Source organism: Desulfoluna sp. CYM3A (assembly GCF_056829965.1).
Genome location: NZ_CP186556.1, coordinates 5,428,522 through 5,447,496, shown reverse-complemented (window position 1 = coordinate 5,447,496; position 18,975 = coordinate 5,428,522). Strand labels below are relative to the sequence as shown.

Below are 18,975 nucleotides of genomic sequence, written 5' to 3'. Positions count from 1 at the left end.
TCGGGTTAAGAGACTTCGTCAATCCGGCAGATTTTTACCAGACCCAGGTGAGCAGCGGCGTCATCGGCAAGGGAGAAAATATGCTTCACTGCGAGATCAGGACGGATGACCACACCATCAATCCCTTTCAGATCGATGGTCAACTGAGAGGGGGAATGGATCTCCACCCCTCTGACAAACAGCTTCAAATCAACCTCTTTTATATTTCCTTTTTTGCCCTTTTTTTCAATTATAAAATTATTTAATTCCATAAATTTACTTAAACAATGGGCATCAAAAAGATCAGATCGCGCGTGTACCTTGTATCTGAACGTATCGTCTTTCGGGCCTTTGGATTTAACAAAGGGCTTGATATCCCGAATTTCTATTCCTTCAACAAGATGTTGGTTCAATTTATTTTTTATCTCACATGAAGAGAGCTCAGAGGCCACGGAAACCACGAACGTCTCCTCCAGGCTCTCCATGCCCAGGGGCATGGGATCGGAAAAGGTAATCCGGGGCCGGGGGTTGTACCCGTGAGACTTTTCGATGGTAAGGCCGGCCCGACGAAAGGCCTTGGTGACGATGTTGACCAGCTCCAGGTGACCGAAAAAACGGGCATTGCCCACCTTGGTATAGGCCATGCTGTACTTCACGAAGGGGCCCGGTTCAGAGGCCTGAACCGGGGCAGCCGGAGCCTCGTCTTCCAGGGGAGCGCAGATCACGGGCCGGATGGTCTTGAAATCGCAGATCCCGCAACCGGAACAGTCTCCGTAGCGGCAGTCCGGGGTCAGGGAGGCACACAGGGCCCTTGCCCTCTCCTTCTTCAGGTACGCCTTGGTGACTCCGGAGTCGATGTGATCCCAGGGCAACGGCTCGTCCAGGCTGCGATGGCGACGGCATAAAAGATCCCAGTTCAGCCCTTCCTCTTCAACGGCCTCACGCCAGAGCCCAAGGTCCATGTACTCGCTCCAGCCATCAAGGCGGCATCCCTTTTCCCAGGCCCGGATCAACAGGGAGGTCAGGCGACGGTCCCCGCGGGACCAGATCCCCTCCAGCCAGCTGATGTCCGTGCTTCCCCACTTCAGGGTCACACCGCGCATGCGTAGGCTCTCTTTGAGCCAGCAGATCTTCTCCCACGCCTCGTCCCGGGTAATCTGCCCCTCCCACTGAAACACCGAGTGGGGCTTGGGAATAAAGGTGGAGACACTCACGTTGATGGCCGCCCTCTTGTTCCGGGTAAGACCGCGCAAGGTCTTCACCAGATCCACAATGCCCTGGAGGTCTTCATCGGTTTCCGTGGGAAGCCCGATCATGAAGTAGAGCTTGATGGTGGTCCAGCCCAGTTCAAAGGCGCTCTTCACCGTGCCGATGATGTCCTCTTCGGAGATCCCCTTGTTAATCACGTCCCGAAGGCGCTGGGTCCCCGCTTCCGGGGCGATGGTAAACCCGGTCTTGCGAACGTTCTTGATGATCTCCATGAGCTCACCGGTCAGGCGGCCCGCCCGGATGGAAGGAAGGGAAACCGCCACCTTCTCCCCATCGGCACAGCACCCCGAGGTGATCCCCCGCATGAGCTGGGCCAGCTGCTCGTAGTCCCCGGTACTTAAAGAGAGAAGGGAGATGTCGTTGTACCCCGTGGTCTCAAGGGATTCGCCGCTTAAGCTCAAGAGATCGTCCACGCTGCGCTCCCTCACCGGCCGGTAAATCATGCTGGCCTGGCAGAAACGACAGCCGCGGGTGCATCCCCGGGAAATCTCAAGGCGAAGCCGGTCATGCACAGGCTTGCCAAAGGGAATCACCGGCTTTTCAGGAAAGGAGTCCTTGGAAAGCTCAGGGACAATGGCCCGTTTTACCCTGGGAACCGACGGGTTCCTGGGCTTGACCACGGCCACCGTGGCGCCTTCGTCGCCCATGGCCTCGTAACTCACATCAAATCGCGAAGGCACGTAAACCCCGGCGATCTGCTCCACCTGGCTGAGCAGGGCCTCTTTGTCCGCACCGCTCTTGCGCCAGACGGCAATGGCCTCGGCCACCTCCACCAACGCCTCTTCCCCGTCCCCAATAATCAAAAAGTCGAAAATATCGGCCACGGGCTCGGGGTTGAAGGTGCAGGGGCCCCCTGCGATCACCAGGGGATGGGATGCATCCCGGTCCTTGGCAAGGAAGGGAATCCCGGACAGGTCCAGCATGGTCAGGACGCTGGTGTAGTTCAGCTCGTAGAGGAGGCTGAACCCCACCACATCAAAGTCACCCAGGGGCGTCCGTGTCTCCAGGGAGAAGAGAGGCTCTCCCTTCTCTTTGAGCAGGGCCTCCATGTCCGGTGCCGGGGCAAACACGCGCTCGGCATAAATGTTCTCCCGCTTGTTGAGCAGGGCATAGAGAATCTGGATCCCGAAATGGGAGGTGCCGATATCGTAAAGGTCCGGAAACGCCAGCACCATATGCAGGTCCACGGCTTCCGGGTTTTTCACCACACGGTTCACCTCGGTCCCCAGATAACGGCTCGGCTGGGCCACCTCGGTGAGGATATCTTGAATCGTTGTATCGTCCATGTTACGTTATTTTATAACCTTCTGAAATCTTGAGGGTTTTATTTTACATCGAATTGTAAACATTTCATAATAGACCACATTTCAATAAAATACCATATGCTAAATCCCCAGGGTTAACGCATTTAGATTTTTGGCTCCGGCGGCCCTGCCGGGGGACAAACATTCTGGCCGTCTGCACATGTGACAACCCCGTGATAAATCTTTCTTGTTGTCCGGGGTGGGCCTGGGTATTACACTACGGTCTACCTTTAATTACACGAACCAACCAACACACAGGTGTTTTATGAATCGAACAAAAATCAAGGCGCTTCTGGCACGAACAGCTCCCCTGGAAAAAGTCCTGATAAAAGGTTGGGTCCGCACCCGGCGCGACACCAAAGAGTTCTCTTTTCTTGAAATCAACGACGGCTCCTGCCTGGCCTCCATCCAGGTGATCGTGGACGCAGGCAGCCCCGGCTCCGAACACCTCCCCGACCTCTCCACCGGAGCGGCCGTTGCCGTCACCGGAGAGATGGTCCCCTCCCCCGGCAAGGGCCAGGCCTTTGAGATCCGCTCCCATGCCCTGGAGTTCGTCGGAGGCTCCGGAGGAGACGCCTACCCCTTACAGAAAAAACGACACAGCGACGAGTTCCTGCGCACCATCGCCCACTTAAGGGCCCGTACCAACAAATACGGGGCCATCATGCGAATCCGCTCCCGCACCAGCCACCTGATTCACCGCTTTTTCGAGGAAGAGGGATTTTTCCTGATCCACACCCCCGTCATTACCGGGTCGGACTGCGAAGGCGCGGGCGAAATGTTCCGCATCACCACGGTCAAGGGAACCACACCAGCCTCCGAAGATTTTTTCGGCAAAGAGACCAACCTCACCGTCTCTGGCCAGCTCTCCGCTGAGATGATGGCCCTGGCCCTGGGAGATGTCTACACCTTCGGCCCCACCTTCCGTGCAGAAAACTCCCACACCAGCCGCCACGCCGCCGAATTCTGGATGCTGGAGCCTGAGATGGCCTTCTGCGACCTGGCCGGCAACATGGATGTGGCAGAATCCCTCATCAAATATGTGGTGAAAGGGGTCCTTGAAACCTGCAGCGAGGACATCGCCCTCTTTGCAAACTTTTGGACAAAACCCTCATGGCCACCCTCACCTCTCTGCGGGACAACACCTACGAGCGCCTGCCCTACAAAGAGGCCGTGGAGATCCTTCAAAAGGCTAAGAAAAAATTCGAGTACCCGGTCTCCTTCGGCACCGACCTCCAGTCCGAACACGAACGCTACCTGGCCGAAGAGCACTTTAAAAAGCCGGTCTTTGTCTACAACTACCCCAAAGGGATCAAGCCTTTTTACATGCGGGTCAACGATGACGACGAAACCGTGGCCGCCATGGACCTTCTGGTCCCACGCATCGGCGAGCTCGTGGGCGGAAGCCAGAGGGAAGAGCGGGAAGATGTCCTGCGCAAACGCATGGCCGAGATGAACCTGCCCGAAGAGGAGTACTGGTGGTATCTGGACTCCCGCCGCTTCGGCTCAGTCCCCCACAGCGGCTTCGGACTGGGCTTCGAGCGGCTGCTCATGCTCCTCACCGGCATCACCAACATCCGCGACGTCATCGCCTTCCCCAGAACCCCGGGAAGCATCGATTTTTAGAAAGCAAGCCTCCGGCGGCCCAGGTGGGGGCACCTGGAAACCCTATGGCTCCGTAAAAACAAGCTACGCCGTGACAAGCCGCAAAAAAAGAACTGCTGGGAAAGTGTCTGAATTGTTTCGGCGTAGCCGCGAAATGATGCTTTAAAACCTGTTTGTCAAACTTTTCAAAAGTTTGGCCCCCGGCAGGGCCGCCGGAGGCTTGTTTCCCCTGTTTGACCATGAAAACCGTTTTTCAGAAATGAGGAGAGATATGGAAGCCAGGAAACGGATTGCCCTTGTGGCGCACGATGAGATGAAACCCAAGATGATGGCCTGGGCCTTGACCCACAAAGCGGAACTGGAAAAGCATGAGCTCTACGGCACCGGCACAACCGGCGGGCTCCTGACCTCAGAGGTGGGCCTTGAAGTGACCTGCCTGAAGAGCGGGCCCCTGGGCGGGGACCTGGAGCTGGGCAACCTCATCGTCAACGACGGCCTGGACATGCTCATCTTCTTCTGGGACCCCATGACCGCCCAGCCCCACGACGTGGACGTCAAAGCCCTCCTGCGCATCTCCGCCGTCCACAACATCCCCATCGCCTGCAACCAGGCCTCGGCAGACTTTTTTGTCACCAGCCGCTGGTTCAGCTCGCCCTATGAATCAGCCCAACCAGATTACACCGCCCACATCAACCGAGCCGTCCAGGCTGACACATAACAAAAAAAGCAGCGAAAAACATGCCTCCGGCGGCGAGGGTGGCGAAGCCACTATTGCGAAAACACCTCGAAAGCAGGTTGCGAATGCTCCGGGGCTCATCCCTCGCCCCGTCACATCCGCTGACGGGCTTCGCCCGTGACTTAACAGCACTGTGGATGACATGCTTCAAAGGCGAAGCCTATAAACGAGCAAAAACCTGATAAAAGATATTCGCGATTCGCTTAGCGTTGACCGAAATGGGCTCTGGCGACAAAGTATGCCACCTTGAAAGTAAACTGCGGATGCACTTTGCCCCAAAAAGCGACCTGCCGGAGGCAAGCTGAGTCGTTACTTCAGAGGAATGACATGGACCTCTCCTGCAAAACCGGTTGTCACATGTCACACCACGCGCGAATGCCTCGAAACCAAGTGCATCATGTCTGTCTCCATGCATTCGCCATAGGGTTTCCAGGTGCCCCACCTGGCCGCCGGAGGCGGTTTTTAAGAAGGGCTCCGCAGGAGTTTGCGGACTTCGTCGGAGAGACGGGCGAGGCTGAAGGGTTTTTTGATGAACCCGGTGTTGGGTTCGGTGAGGAAGGTTTCCACCCGCTGGTCTTTTCGGTACCCGCTGGAGATGAGTACCTTGACCCCGGGGTCGATGTCTTTGAGCAGGTGGTAGGTGTCGATGCCGTCGATGCCCGGCATGATGAGGTCCAGGATAACCAGGTCGATGGTCCCCTTTTCCCTTTTGTAGAGTTCCACGGCTCCGGCCCCGTTTTCGGCGGTGATCACGTCCAGTCCGATCTTGGCCAGCATCTGGGCTCCCACGTCCAGGATAAGGGCTTCGTCATCCACAAGCAGGACCCGGTGGGTCTCCGGTGAGGCCTGGCGGTAGATATCCATGCCGCGGCGAGAACCGCCCGGGGGACGTGCAAGTTCCCTTTCATCCGGCAGGGACGAGACCGAAAAGGCCTTGCCCTCGGAGTCTGTGCTTTTTTCCACCACATTGAGGAGTTTTTCGGTGAGGCGGGTTCCGCTTCTGATGTAGCGCTCCATGTTTTTGAGACGCTCGTGGAAGGGATCATCCGCGTCCGTGTCGTGGAGCATGATGGAGATGTTCCCCTGGATCACCATCATGAGGTTGTTGAACTCGTGGGCCACGCGCCCGAAGATGCGGTTGCGCTCCTGGGAGATCTCTTTTTCGCGCAGGGAGTCAAGCTCCGCTTCCAGGGCGGCTATTTTCTTTTCCAGTTCTCGATATGTGGGGGTCTCAGCCATTATTGATCTCTTTTCGGGTAAAAAAGTCCAATCCCACGCCGGGCCCAAAAAACCAAAGGGCCCGGACAAAACCTGCCGCACACAAAGAAAGGTGATCCCTTCATCGTACCCCGGCGACCTTGCGCGAGCCCTTTAGAACAAAACGTATCCCTTTGGATACCTGCGGTTAAATATCCAGGGACGAGACCTCAAGGGCGTTCTTCTGGATAAACGCCCGCCTGGGTTCCACCTCTTCCCCCATGAGCAGAGAAAAGATGTCATCGGCATTTTCCGCATCGTCGATGGTCACCTGGAGCAGGGTTCGACGGTCGGGATCCATGGTGGTCTCCCAGAGCTGGTCCGGGTTCATCTCACCGAGACCCTTGTAGCGCTGGATGTTGATCCCTTTCTTGCCGTCCTTCATCACGAGGTCGAAGAGCTCAAAGGGGTCTGTTGCGGTGTGGACCGTCTCGCCGGTTTCGCTGTTGGTGACCAGCACCTCCCCGTCCATGACAGCCTGGATTTTGGCAAGGCTTGTGACGGCGGCGATGTATTCGGAGGAGTAGAAGAGCACACGCCCCACCTCCATGGTGCCTCCCATGTGAAGGGTCACCTCGTCGTCATCGGCCTTGACATAGAAGCGGTAGCGCTCCCTTTCCGGGTTGTAGGCCAGATCGCCCACGTCGAATCCGCTGTCCACGACGCGGCAGCGGAAGGCTTCCATCTTCTCACGCTCGCCGCAGCTCTGTCGATCATGCCCTCTTTGAGGCGCCCCCATGAGGAGCCTGCGGTCGTAACCCCGGCGCTCCATGGTGTCCATGGCCTGCACAAAGGTGGACAGGTCCATGAGCATGTTGAAAAGCTCTTCCCCGGAGATCTCGGTGCCCCCCGCCGTGATGTTGCGGTTTTCAAAAATACGCTTGAAGATAAAGTCCCGGTACCCGGTTTCGTCCTTTAAGTAGACGCTGCTCTTGCCCTTGCCCACCTTGTAGAGGGGGGGCTGGGCAATGTAGAGGTACCCGCGCTCGATGAGGGCCGGCATCTGACGGTAGAAGAAGGTCAGCAGCAGGGTACGGATATGGGATCCGTCCACGTCGGCGTCGGTCATGATCACCACCTTGTGGTACTTGATCTTCTCGATGTCGTACTCTTCGCTGCCCACGCCGGTGCCGAGGACGGTGATGATGTTCTTGATCTCATCGCTTCGTAAGATCTTGTCGAACCGGGCCTTCTCCACGTTGAGGATTTTGCCTTTGAGGGGAAGAATGGCCTGGGAACGCCGATCCCTGCCCATCTTGGCAGAGCCCCCTGCGGAGTCGCCCTCCACGAGAAAGAGCTCGCGGAACTCGGGCTCGGAGTACTGGCACTCGGCCAGTTTGCCGGGCAGGGTGGAGTCGATGAGGGCGCCCTTGCTACGGGCCAGGTCACGGGCGCGCTTGGCCGCATCCCGGGCACGGGCCGCTTCCACCGCTTTGGTGATGAGCTTTTTGGCCACCGACGGGTTCTCCTGGAGAAAGTCGGCAAACTTTTCGTTCACCAGGGACTCCACCACCCCTTTGACCTCGCTGTTGCCCAGCTTGGTCTTGGTCTGGCCTTCGAACTGGGGCTCGGGAACCTTGACGCTCACGATGGCGGTGAGGGCCTGCAGATGGTGTCGTCCCTGGAGATCTTGCCCTGCATGTTCTTGGGCACGTTGTCGCTGGTGGCGTAGGTGTTCACCGTACGGGTCAGGGCGCCTTTTTAGAATTCGGGAAAGGTGAAGCTCCCTCCTTGTGGGGGTGTGGATGTTGTTGGCAAAGGAGTAGATCTTTTCGTTGAAGGTGTCGTTGTACTGAACCGCCACCTCCACCTGGATCCCGTCCCGCTCTCCACCGAAGGTGATGGGCTCGTGAAGGGCTGTCTGGGACCGGTTAAGGTATTCCACAAAGCTCTTGAGGCCCCCTTCATAGTGAAAGGCCTTTTTCTCATCGGAGCGCTCGTCTTCGATGGTGATGCGGATCCCGCTGTTCAAAAAGGCCAGCTCCCGGAGCCGTTTGGTGAGGATATCGAGGTTGAAGTTGTCGTCGTTCATTACCTCGGTGTCGGCCTTGAAGTGGACCCTGGTCCCCCGTTTTTCGGTCTCACCCGTCACCTTAAGGTCGCTGGTCTTCTCCCCTTTGGCAAAGGACATCTGGTGGATCTTGCCGTTCTGGTAGATCTCCAGGTTCAGGAAAACCGACAGGGCGTTGACCACGGAGATACCCACGCCGTGGAGACCACCGGAGACCTTGTAAGACTTGTCGTCGAACTTGCCCCCTGCATGAAGCTTGGTGAGAACCACCTCAGCCGCGGTCATGTTCTCGGTTTCGTGCATGCCCGTGGGGATTCCACGCCCGTTGTCTTCAATGCTGATGGAGTTGTCCGGGTGGATGACGATGGAAATGGTATCGCAGTAGCCTGCCATGGCTTCATCGATGCTGTTGTCCACCACCTCGTAGACCAGGTGGTGAAGCCCCTGGATATCCACGTTACCGATATACATGGACGGTCTTTTCCGGACTGCTTCGAGTCCTTTCAATACCGTGATACTGTCTTGGTTGTAGCTGTTGGTCTGTTCTTCTGTCATGCGTCTCTATAGCCTTTGGCCCACGTGTTGAGTTGATCCCCTGCGTCCCTGCCGTGTCGATGAAAGGGAAAGGATCAGATCTTCATGGGCATAATGATGCTCAAAAAGCGCTTCGCTTCCACCCCTTCCACAAGGCAGGGGGCGCTGTCTGAGGTTCACCAGAATACGCTCATCGTTTATCACATTCAATGTATCGATTAAATATTTGGGGTTGAAGGCCACCTCCACCTCGTCCCGCTCAAAGGCGATGGCCATGTCCTCTTTGGACTCCCCAAGGTCCGGGTTGGTGGCGGTCACCTCCAGCCGGTTATCGGAAAAGTTGAAGATGACGCTGTTGTAGCTGTCGGACGAAAGGATGGACATACGCTTGAGCATCATGGAAAAGGTCTTTCGGCTTCATCCTCGATGTCAAAGGCGTCGTCTTTTTCGATGACCTGCTCGTACTCGGGAAAATCCCCTTCCAGGAGCCCGATGATCACCGTCTCCTTGGCCATCTTGAAGATCAGGTAGTTGTCCTTGACCCCCACCTCCACATGCTCTGCATCTTTGTCGAGGATCTTGGCCGCCTCCATGAGGCCCTTTTTGGGAACGATGACGCTCTCACCGGGGACAAAATTGGCGTCTTCTCCGATTTCCACATCCACCTTGCACAGGCGGCGGCCGTCCGTGGAGACCATGCGCATCAGGTTCTGGCCGCCGCGCTGGATCCGTTCAAAACAGACACCGGTGATGTGGGCCCTCTTTTCATCGGAGGGTGCCTGGATCATCACGGTCTTTTCGATCATCTCACGCACGCCACCCGTGGGGACGCGGGCAAAGACCACTTCGTCCACCCTGGGGACATCGGGGAAGTCGTCCGGGCTCATGCCGACAATATGGTAGACGATGTTGTTGTTCTTGATCTCGATCCACTGGCGCTCGATCTCTTCGATGAGAACATCTTCACCCGGAAAATTCTGGACAATCTCAAAGAGCTTCTTGGCATTGATGGTGATGGCGCCTTCCCGCTCCACATCCGCGGTGTAGTGTCCTTCAAACCCTGTTTCAAGGTCCGTAGCCACAAAGGAGATGCCTTGGCCTTCCCCTTTGATCAGAACATTGGCGGTAATGGCCAGGTTGCTTTTACGTCCTGTAATCCCCTGTACCCGTCCAAGAATGGTGGAGATATCTTTTTTGGCTATTTTGAATTTCATGAGGTTTTCCAAAGTTTCATGCTGAATCCGTGGTTCGATGGTCGGTGCAACCGGTACTGGTGTCCGAAGGTGCAGCCGGGGTGTGGTCGAGACTGGGATCAGGTCGTTCAATCAAGGGGTTTGGATTCAACGATTCGGTTTGTGAATGAAGGGGTCCAGGACCTGATCACCCCCTATGTCATAGTAAGTTATACCGAAATTATCAATATAAAAAAAAGTCATTTACCCCTTTTTTGGGGATCTTCTGGGGGGCTTTTGGGTCTGTGTTTGGAAAGTGGTCTAACTTTTTAAAAATTCTTTCCGTTTTCATTATGCGGAATGTGTGAAGGCAGCCTTTCCGGCTGCCTTTTTATGTTGGGTGTGTTTCAGGGACAGGAAGTGTGAATAGGTAGGGGGTATGTTCTTATTTTTAATTTTTTATAAAAGATCATCATAATAAAGGGTGTTGATAAGTGACATAAGTAGGGTAAGAGCCTTAAATAAAAGAAGATAAAAATGTCAAAAAACGGATTTATTCGGTCTAAAGCGTTGTTGAAAAGCACCTGCTTTTTGACAGGTTTTTAAAAATTGTTGATAACCCTGCAGGTTTTGAACAATCCGTGAACCGGTTTTGGACAACAAAAAAGGGGCGCGGAAGACCGCACCCCTTGGGATATTCGTGTAAACCCCCTGTATATACAGGGGGTTTTGGTTATGAACAGGTTATGAACAATAAGAAAAACCTTTTTGTTTCTAAGATGTTAACCAGACCTTGATGGCGGGAACCGTCTCTTTTTTCCAGGCCTCGGAGATGCGCAGCCGCACAAAGTCACGGAAGAGTCCCCCGGTAAGGTCCACAATCTCCCGGGAGAGAAAGAGCTTGTCGATGACGGCCCCTTCGGTTTCATCGCCCGATTCCACCGGGGGCGTCTCAGGGGTTTTCAGGCCTGTGATGTTGAAATTTTCGCCCTTAAGGGTAAAGGTCCAGCCTAGGTCCCCTTTTTGTCCACGGGGGTGTTTAGGTAACAGGACCCCTTCCGGGTAGGCGGTTTCTGCCTCGCTTCAAGTCTGCGTTGCTCTCGCCGTTGATGGTAACGCCTCCTCCGGTGCCTTCGCTTCCCGATCACTCCGAACGATACGGTTGCCCACGGTGAGCTGTACGGGCATGCCCTCGTCGTCCTTGAGGCGCTCGGGGTCATTTTCCAGGGTAAACCAGAGCCAGGTGAGGAACTCATGGCCGAGGAATTTGTATTTGTTGTATAAGACAGCGATGTCGAGCATGGGTTACTCCGTAAAATCTTCTGGGGTGATGGACGAGAGGCGGTCCCGGTCCGTGTCGGAGAGGGAAAAGGTCAGGTCGGCCTGGGTGTAGGGAAACAGGCGAATGAGTTTCAGGCCGGAAAAACTTTTGTTGAAAAGGGTCTCGAACTCTTCGTTGGCGGCCTTTTGGGTGGAGTAGAGCCACACCTCCTGCTCCTCGTACTGCCACACCACGTCAAAGACGTTGGGCGTGGGCGGGATGCGGATGGTGAGGACGTTCATGACGTGCTCTTTGATCTCGCTTTTTTCGTTTTTCGACAAAAACTCCCGGTCGCTTTCAGCCAGGCGTTTGGCCGAGGCAATGGCTACCTGCTGCACAATGTCGAGGTGGGGATGGACTTTTTGTCGATACGCATGCCAAAGACGTAGTGGGTGCCGATCTGAAAGGTGGCGTCGTCGAAATCGGGGGTATAGGGGGCCTCAAAGGAGGTCCAGCCCACGGCCATGTCCTGGGCTTCGTTGTCAATATCGGTGATGATCTGTTTTTTTAGCCCTTTGCGAACCTGCTCGGTGGGGTTTTCCGAGAAGCTTCCCTCCACCCGGTATCGGGCGATGGTCTGGGTGGCTGATAACAATCCCATAGGGTAGTCCTTCGTGGTGTCGGTTGGTTGTGTTGATAACCCGGCGGCATCGTTTCCTGTGCACAAGGGGTGTAACAAAAAGGGGGCCGGGTTGATGAGGGGCACCGGAAAGAAGGGCTTTCCAGGCGGCCCAAAGGCATTTTATATCGTGAATACTGGAGCCAAACAAGGCATTATATCTTGATTTTTAAGGGGGCTGCCCCGTATACCTCGTTTACGGATTGCGCTGTGAACCCATTATTGAGAAATGGAAGAAAGGGCGCATCCAACCTGTGAAAAAGGCCCCATACCAGGGGGGACAGCCCCATAGCCGATGTAAAAATGGAGTTTAACGATGACGAAAAACTGTGTAAAATCAATGAAACTTGAAAACGGCCTCACCTTGATACTTGAAGATGCGTCCCGAAGGATCAGCGAAGACGCCTTTGTGGTGACGGCCCTTTTTTCCATTGAGTTCGAAGTGACCGAGACCGAGGCTACTGCCGTGGGCCTTTCCCTTTCCGAGTTGACCAAGGCCTTGGGGGGAACCACAGCGCGCTATGAAAAACGGCTGGAGCGCAATTTTATTGCGGCGTCTGACAAAGAGAGGGTCTTTGACGAGGTGACAGGGTCCTTTCTCAAAACCGGCCTGGCGTATCTGTCACACCCTTCATTTACAGGGGGGGTGGTCCGGAAAACCCTTGTGGAAAAACGGGGACGGTACAACAGCATCGGGTCGTGACACAAATGAAGGTCCAATTTGGTACAGGGGGGCGGTATGGCGCGGAGTCGGTGGATGATTGTGTTGTGGGTGGTCATGGGATGGACCGCTGCGGAGGCCGACATCTATATCTACAGGAACGCCTCGGGCACCCTGTGCTATACCGATTCTCCGGACGCCCGCCAGATCGACCTCATGGGGGCACGGCCCATGGGGGGGCAGAAAAAGAAAACAACGGGGAGAATGTGGAGCTCGTCGGCCTATGACGCCATCATTGTCCGTGCCGCCGAGGCCCACAGCATTTCCTTTGCCCTGGTGAAAGCCGTCATTCACGCGGAGTCGGGGTTTAACCCGAGGGCCCTCTCCCCCAAAGGGGCCAAGGGGCTCATGCAGTTGATGCCCGACAACGTCACCTATTACAAAATCAAAAACCCCTATGACCCCTATGAAAACATCATGGGGGGCACAGCTTACCTCAAGAGCCTGCTCACCGATTTCAAGGGCAACCGGAAACTCGCCCTGGCCGCCTACAACGCAGGTCCCACCACCGTCAGACATCACAAGGGCATCCCGCCCATTGCCGAGACCCGGGCCCAACGCCGCCAAAGTGAAACGTTTCATTCTGATCAGCAGCCATTGATTAAAGGCATCAGCACAGGGTGGGGCGAGAAGGTCGTTCCCCCCTCGCCCGGGGTGATCAGTTGAGGAGGGTCTGGAGGTAGGCGGTGAGGCGGCCCTTGATCTCCGGGTTGTCCATGGCGTAGGCGATGTTGGCCATTTGAAAGCCTGCCTTGTCCCCGCAGTCAAAACGGGTCCCTTCAAAGAGAAAGCCGTAGATGTCCTGGGTGGTCAAAAGTTTTTCCATGGCGTCGGTGATCTGGATTTCACCGCCGGCACCGGTCTCTTTGGCTTCCAGGAGGTCGAAGATCTCCGGGGTGAGAATGTAGCGGCCGATGATGGCCTGGTTGGAAGGGGCCGACTCCGGGGCGGGTTTTTCCACAAGGCCCTGCACTCGGATGAGGCTGCCGTTTTCACTGGCGCCATCCACAATGCCATACTTATCCGTCTGGCTCGGGTCCACCTCCATCACCGCCACCATGGAGGACTGGGTGTCGTCAAAGGCCTTCATCATCTGGGAGAGGACAGGGTTTTCTGCCTTGACCAGGTCGTCGGCAAGGAGGACGGCAAAGGGCTCGTTGCCGACCACGTCCCGGGCGCACCAGATGGCATGACCCAGTCCCAGGGGTTTGTTCTGACGGGTGTAGATAATGGTTCCGGTTTCAGGGACCAGGGCCTCCATGAGTTCCAGGGTCTGGTCCTTGCCCGTCCTTCTAGACTCCAGTTCGTGGGAGTGGTCGAAGTGGTCTTCCAGGGCCTCCTTGCCCCTGCCGGTGACAAAGATGATCTGCTCGATGCCGGCGGCCAGGGCCTCTTCCACGGCGTATTGAATCAAGGGTTTGTCCACCACGGGGAGCATCTCTTTGGGGAGGGCTTTGGTTGCCGGAAGGAATCGTGTGCCGAGACCGGCAACTGGAAACACCGCTTTTCGTATTTTCATAGAGTCGAATCCTGATGGTTTGATGTTGTGAAATTGTGAGTAGACGACGGCGGGTAGTGAGACTTTTTTGTTATACGGTGAATGGCGTCCGAAATCAAGGGGTGTCGGTAAATTTTTATTGTAAAACCGGAGTGAAATTATTATGTTACTCCTTTTTTGGGAACTAAAAACACATATGGGACGTGTTTTTGACATAGAAGGAGTGAGGAGCGATCAATATGAGTGAATCTGAAAAAAAGGCAGACATCGTACCGGTGCGGTTGGGACGCAGCTCCGGTTTTCAATTTGAATGCCACAAAGGTGTCAGCTGTTTCACCAAATGCTGCCGGGGGATCGATATCATCCTGACCCCCTACGACATCATTCGCCTGAAAAACAAGCTGGAACTTCCGTCCGAAGAGTTTCTGGCCATCTACACCGAGCCCCAGCTGTTTGAAAAAACCGACCTTCCCGTGGTGACCCTGAAACTTCTCGATGACGAGATCCGGTCCTGTCCCTTTGTGCGGGACGAAGGCTGCCTTGTCTACGACGACCGCCCCACCACCTGTCGTTACTACCCCTTAGGGGTCGGCAACCTCAGCCACGGCGAAGACGGCGGTGACGACGACAAGGATTTTTTCTTTTTCGTCAACGAGCCCCACTGCAAAGGGTTTGAAGAGGCCAAGGAGTGGACCGTGGATTCCTGGCGAAAAGACCAGGGCGTGGACATTCACGACGAGATCAACGCGGGCTGGGCAGATCTTATCGTCCGGAAGCGCAGCTTTCCCCCCAACATCCAGTGGACCCCCAAGGCCAAAGAGATGTTCTTCATGGCCTGCTACAACCTGGATGCCTTCAAGCGGTTCGTCTTTGAGAGCCCTTTTCTCGACAAATTCGAGGTGGATCAAGATCGTATCGAAAAGATGAAGACCGACGAATTGGCGCTGCTTGAGTTTGGTTTTCTCTGGCTCAAGGACGTTTTTTTCTTAAAGGAAAACGAGGATAAGCTGTTCAAGCCGAAGAACCCGGCATAGTCTGGGACGATGGCAGCCTTTTTTAAGGCTGTTTTGATAAAAAAGGGTCAATTGTTCATAACTTTTCAGGTAAAAGGCCTTTGATACCGTTTATTGTTCATAAAAAAAGCCGACTCCCAAAGGGAGCCGGCTTTTTTTGTGCAGTTAAGTCTTCAGGGGGCCGTTAATAGGTCTCGTCGTAGACAAGGCTCTCCAGAAGGGCTTTGTCGGTGAGGCGGGCCTTGATATCCACCCCGAAGAAGGACTCCACCGGAGCCAGGAGCTCGGGGTTGTTGTCCATCACCTCGGTGAGGTAGCCCACCACCACGTCAAGTCCCTTGCGGGTCATCTTGCCCAGGGGCTTGCGGCAGGATCCCGAGGGCATCCCCAGGAGCTGCATGGCGGTTTTCACGGCCAGGGGGTTCCGGGCCAGGCACTTGACCTCGCCGAAGGGGGTCTCCTCCATGGTGACCACGCTGGTGAGTTTGAACAGCGGGGTGAGGGCCTTGTGCAGGGTCTCGGCTTCATCCATCTTGCCTTCGGCCACAAGCCTGATGAGCTTGGAGGCAGGCCCGGGTACGATGTTGGAGGCCACGGAGATGACACCGGAGGCGGCAATGGCCGGGTCGGTCATCATCTCCACCACCAGGGCGTCGTCTCCCGAGAAGATGTTGAAGTCGGGGCCGCAGACTTCGCGGGTGCGCTTCATGTTGTCCAGGTTGCCCGTGGCCTCCTTGACGGCTGAGACGTTGGGGCACTCCCGGTGAAGCAGGGCGATGTCTTCGGGAAGCATCTGGGCGCCGGTGCGACCGGGGATGATGTACGGAATCACCGTGATGTCCGGGAAGGTCCGGGCCACGGGGGTGACATACTCTTTTCTGATCTCAAGGGAGCTGGGGCCGTTGTAGTAGGGGTCCACGAGGAGGACCGCGTCCACACCGGCTTCCACGGCGTGCCGTGTTGCTGAAAGCGCCTCGTTGGTGTTGTTGCTTCCGGTGCCCGCAATACAGAAACATTTCCCCTTGGTCTGTTTGGAAATAATCTCTATCAGGCTGTTGTGTTCGTCCCAAGCGAGTGTGGGGCTCTCGCCGGTGGTTCCGACGGCCAGGATTCCTGTGATGTCGTTTTCGATCTGAAAGCGACACAGTTTTTCGAGGCCCTCGTAGTCCACAAGATCATTTCTAAAAGGGGTGATCAGTGCTGTGTAGCAGCCTTTTTTCATTGTCTTACCTCTGGCTTCGCAAATGTGACTGTAAGGTGGCTAAAGATTACAAACCTTGGAAAAATATAAAAAAAAAGAATGGTGTGTCAATACCAAAGGCTTGATTTCAAGGGGAAGGCCCCTACCTTTGTTGGTTTGGGATCCCCACCGGAACCTGTTTCGCATGAAAGGGGCCAGACCCTTTCGATTTGATTTGACAACCTTGGGAGGGCGTTATAGTTTGTGAATTTATTAAAAAAAAAGAAACCGAAGAGGCGGGTTGCACCTTTATATAAGGGGGTGTGCCCACTTTTTTCTGGCCGTGACATAAAAAAAATACCCGGTTCTGAGCGAGGGGTGCCCGGTTTGGGGTTTCTTCTCGTTTTTGATGGGTTACCAGACAAAGAGGGATCATGCAAAAGCCGAAGAACGCGCAAGAACATATTGCTCAACTGAGGGATGCCATTGCCGGAAATCCCGATTGCGGAAACAGCCACTACAACCTGGGCGTGGCTCTGATGGGATTGAAAAAATATGATGAAGCCGAAGCCAGCTTCAACGAGGCCGTGGGATGCAGTCCCACCCTCGCCGAAGGCTATGTGATGCTCGGCAGCATTGCCCTGCAGCGTGAAGACGTGGAGGGCTGCCTTTATTATAATAAGCTGGCCACCAAGTCCCGGGCCGGGTTTGCCGTTGGGTACGGCAACATCGGTTTCATTGAGCTGCAGCGCGGCAACGTGGACGAGGCCATCAAGAACCTTCAGAAGGCCATTGTGCACAACTCCAAGTTTGTCCAGGCGTACACCACCCTGGCCAACGCCTACCTGATGAAGGGCCTGGTGGACGAGAGCATCACCACCAGCAAGAAGGCCCTTGAGGTCCAGCCTGATTTTCCCATTCCCCACCACAACCTGGGGATCGCCTATATTGAAAAGGAAGAGTACGCCAAGGCCATTGAGCATTTTGACATAGCCCAGTCCATGGGCTACGAGGTGCCTGAGGCCTTGCTGAAAGAGGTGGAACCCCACCGCAGCTAAGCACTCGGATTCAAGGCCCCCTGCACACACTGCAGGGGGCTTTTTTTATGGCAAATACCTGCCCTGCAACCTGAATTTGATGAAGAAGCAACCCATGAAGATTACCTGGAGTCTGCCCGGTCACAGCCGCGGCGGTCAGATCGATGAAGCAGTCCTTGCCACCCCGCTGCCCGCGGACCGTACCTGCGGGGAAGCGACCTTGTGCTACGGCCACTATGTCCGTGCCGTAGAGACCGTCCTTGAAAAAGAAGCCGCAGGCAGGGGAACCGGTCTGTTTCGCGCCTTGTTCTCCGCTCCCCTTCCCACCGTGGGATCTGTCCATGTGGAGATCCTCAAGCACGGGCATTTTTACCATCCGGCCCGCATGACCGTGTGCTCGGATGCAGGAGAGAGATCCCTGGTGGTGAACCTGGCCGTGACCCCCGAAGGGGGAGCCTGCGCCGAAGGGGAGTTTGCCCTTTTGAAACAACTCTCCTGCCGAAGTGCGGCCCTTCCCGAGGTGTACGCCCTGGACGCCGTGGACGTGGACACCCATCGCGTGGTCCTTTTTTTCGGGGAGTGGTTTGAAGGCTTTCACGAGTTTCACCAGACCCGCCAAGACGGGAAAGACCGTGTGGTGGTGTGGGCCGGTGACGATCACGTCCTTTTACCCCCTCACCAGGAGGCCTCGGTGTATCGTCAGGCCGCCGATATCCTGACCCGGCTCTACAACCCCCTGACCTTTGAGCTGGTGCAGCCCTGGCACCATGCGGCAGGGGATTTTGTGGTGAACATCGATGGGGAAGACCCTAGGGTTCGCCTCATCACCGTGCGGCAGTACACGCCCATGGCCGATGTGGAGGAGCCCGGGGCCGAAGAGCTTCTGGAAGGAGCCCTCTATTTTCTCATGCTCCTGAGCCTGCGGAACCGGTTGGATCGCTACGACGGCATCGGTGAGGTTGCCTGGGTGGGAGATCACTGCGTGCCCGCCACCCTCCAGGGGTTTTTCGACGGGGTGGCCCACCTCACCGATGTGGGGCCCCTGGAGGGCTCCTTCGGTGACTGGGTGGGGCGGTATCTGGTCGCCCATACACTGGAAGATTTTGTTGAGACAGCCTGCGGGGTGGTTTCGTCCTTCAACCCAGGGGCTTCGGAAATGGGGGTGGTGACGGCAAAGGCTGCCGAGCACGGGGCCGCGTTTTATCGTGCGGTCCAGCGGATGAATACCGAGGAAAACAGAAAATAATTCTGATTTATTTGTTCATTTAAATTGAATAAAGCTAGGCATATCTTCAAAGGCGGACCCCCCATGGGGTCCGTTTTTTTTATGTTTAAAAGTAAGTATTGAGATAAGAAATCAATGGGTTGATGTGTGGGGGGAGATAGCCTGCGATGATGTGACTCGCCGTGAAACACGATGAGATATTCCCTGAAAGGTGTTATTTGCAGAAGGGGTCTGTTTTTGACCCGATTTTATGATTGCGATGTAGATATCGATAGGTCTCAATAGATTAACTCGTCTCACAATTTAACGGGAAGGCGATGCGCGGGCATGAGGCCTTGAAAGGCCTTTGGAATGTAAAGCCTTAATAACCACGGGAAAAAGCTTTTTTATTGACAAGAAAAGGCAATAACTTTATACCATGGAGTTTGATAATAGGGCCATTATAGTTGATTAATGGAAATTGCATAGACAGTAGCAGCTGGGACGGTTTGTTT

General features: G+C 55.4%; 18 protein-coding genes and 1 pseudogene. 8 read left to right on the top strand and 11 right to left on the bottom strand.

Translation table 11 applies throughout. The features are described 5' to 3' along the window. Positions 1-5: 5 nt before the first annotated feature. Entirely contained in the window at positions 6-2,534 is a 2,529-nt protein-coding gene (locus ACOYW1_RS27540; protein ID WP_482420503.1) for a TIGR03960 family B12-binding radical SAM protein, read from the bottom strand. A 283-nt stretch (positions 2,535-2,817) separates the two neighbouring features. Between ACOYW1_RS27540 and ACOYW1_RS27535 the strand changes: the two are divergent. The 3 genes and pseudogenes from ACOYW1_RS27535 to ACOYW1_RS27525 all read left to right on the top strand — a co-directional run. Then, a pseudogene (locus ACOYW1_RS27535) lies at positions 2,818-3,588 on the top strand (amino acid--tRNA ligase-related protein); the annotation flags it as partial. 77 nt (positions 3,589-3,665) lie between these two features. After that, positions 3,666-4,178 carry an amino acid--tRNA ligase-related protein gene (locus ACOYW1_RS27530; protein WP_482420502.1) on the top strand — a complete coding sequence of 171 codons (513 nt, stop codon included), beginning with the start codon at positions 3,666-3,668 and terminating at the stop codon, positions 4,176-4,178. Positions 4,179-4,428: 250 nt separating this feature from the next. After that, the gene (locus tag ACOYW1_RS27525) at positions 4,429-4,875 is read left to right on the top strand and encodes a methylglyoxal synthase (RefSeq protein WP_482418584.1); all 447 of its coding nucleotides are present in this window, start codon (positions 4,429-4,431) and stop codon (positions 4,873-4,875) included. A gap of 480 nt (positions 4,876-5,355) precedes the next feature. On the opposite strand, the gene ACOYW1_RS27520 is transcribed toward ACOYW1_RS27525, so the two are convergent. The 8 genes from ACOYW1_RS27520 to ACOYW1_RS27485 all read right to left on the bottom strand — a co-directional run bounded on the left by ACOYW1_RS27520 (position 5,356) and on the right by ACOYW1_RS27485 (position 11,789). Then, on the bottom strand, positions 5,356-6,132 hold the full coding sequence (locus ACOYW1_RS27520; RefSeq protein WP_482420501.1) for a response regulator: 777 nt from the start codon (positions 6,130-6,132) through the stop codon (positions 5,356-5,358). Positions 6,133-6,298: 166 nt separating this feature from the next. Further along, entirely contained in the window at positions 6,299-8,716 is a 2,418-nt protein-coding gene (gene gyrB, locus ACOYW1_RS27515) for a DNA topoisomerase (ATP-hydrolyzing) subunit B (RefSeq protein ID WP_482420500.1), read from the bottom strand. Between the two features lie 6 nt (positions 8,717-8,722). Beyond that, the gene (locus tag ACOYW1_RS27510) at positions 8,723-9,094 is read right to left on the bottom strand and encodes a hypothetical protein (RefSeq protein WP_482420499.1); all 372 of its coding nucleotides are present in this window, start codon (positions 9,092-9,094) and stop codon (positions 8,723-8,725) included. Further along, positions 9,091-9,909, bottom strand: a complete 819-nt coding sequence (dnaN, locus tag ACOYW1_RS27505; protein ID WP_482420498.1) for a DNA polymerase III subunit beta — start codon at positions 9,907-9,909, stop codon at positions 9,091-9,093. Before dnaN ends, ACOYW1_RS27510 begins: the two co-directional genes overlap by 4 nt. A gap of 732 nt (positions 9,910-10,641) precedes the next feature. Next, positions 10,642-10,809 (bottom strand): hypothetical protein, encoded by a 168-nt coding sequence (locus tag ACOYW1_RS27500; RefSeq protein ID WP_482420497.1) that lies wholly within the window; start codon positions 10,807-10,809, stop codon positions 10,642-10,644. A gap of 141 nt (positions 10,810-10,950) precedes the next feature. Next, a complete protein-coding gene (locus ACOYW1_RS27495) occupies positions 10,951-11,169 on the bottom strand; it encodes a hypothetical protein (RefSeq protein ID WP_482420496.1) in 219 nt (72 codons plus the stop codon). A gap of 3 nt (positions 11,170-11,172) precedes the next feature. After that, a complete protein-coding gene (locus tag ACOYW1_RS27490; protein WP_482420495.1) occupies positions 11,173-11,526 on the bottom strand; it encodes a hypothetical protein in 354 nt (117 codons plus the stop codon). Beyond that, complete coding sequence (locus ACOYW1_RS27485) at positions 11,514-11,789, bottom strand: hypothetical protein (RefSeq protein WP_482420494.1); 276 nt, start codon at positions 11,787-11,789, stop codon at positions 11,514-11,516. The genes ACOYW1_RS27490 and ACOYW1_RS27485 overlap by 13 nt, the downstream gene beginning before the upstream one ends. A 334-nt stretch (positions 11,790-12,123) precedes the next feature. Here ACOYW1_RS27485 and ACOYW1_RS27480 point away from each other — a divergent pair, with 334 nt between their 5' ends. Further along, complete coding sequence (locus ACOYW1_RS27480; RefSeq protein WP_482420493.1) at positions 12,124-12,510, top strand: hypothetical protein; 387 nt, start codon at positions 12,124-12,126, stop codon at positions 12,508-12,510. Between the two features lie 54 nt (positions 12,511-12,564). Continuing rightward, positions 12,565-13,194: a lytic transglycosylase domain-containing protein gene (locus tag ACOYW1_RS27475; RefSeq protein ID WP_482420492.1), complete on the top strand. Its 630-nt coding sequence runs from the start codon at positions 12,565-12,567 to the stop codon at positions 13,192-13,194. Here ACOYW1_RS27475 and galU read toward each other — a convergent pair. Next, positions 13,187-14,047, bottom strand: a complete 861-nt coding sequence (gene galU, locus ACOYW1_RS27470; protein ID WP_482420491.1) for a UTP--glucose-1-phosphate uridylyltransferase GalU — start codon at positions 14,045-14,047, stop codon at positions 13,187-13,189. The two genes, ACOYW1_RS27475 and galU, sit on opposite strands and share 8 nt — an antisense overlap. A 218-nt stretch (positions 14,048-14,265) precedes the next feature. Here galU and ACOYW1_RS27465 point away from each other — a divergent pair, with 218 nt between their 5' ends. Continuing rightward, complete coding sequence (locus ACOYW1_RS27465; protein WP_482420490.1) at positions 14,266-15,060, top strand: YkgJ family cysteine cluster protein; 795 nt, start codon at positions 14,266-14,268, stop codon at positions 15,058-15,060. Positions 15,061-15,223: 163 nt separating this feature from the next. On the opposite strand, the gene dapA is transcribed toward ACOYW1_RS27465, so the two are convergent. Beyond that, a complete protein-coding gene (gene dapA / locus ACOYW1_RS27460) occupies positions 15,224-16,261 on the bottom strand; it encodes a 4-hydroxy-tetrahydrodipicolinate synthase (protein WP_482418575.1) in 1,038 nt (345 codons plus the stop codon). 392 nt (positions 16,262-16,653) lie between these two features. Here dapA and ACOYW1_RS27455 point away from each other — a divergent pair, with 392 nt between their 5' ends. After that, positions 16,654-17,277: a tetratricopeptide repeat protein gene (locus ACOYW1_RS27455; protein WP_180138195.1), complete on the top strand. Its 624-nt coding sequence runs from the start codon at positions 16,654-16,656 to the stop codon at positions 17,275-17,277. Between the two features lie 94 nt (positions 17,278-17,371). After that, complete coding sequence (locus ACOYW1_RS27450) at positions 17,372-18,502, top strand: hypothetical protein (protein WP_482420489.1); 1,131 nt, start codon at positions 17,372-17,374, stop codon at positions 18,500-18,502. The last annotated feature ends 473 nt before the right edge of the window (positions 18,503-18,975 follow it).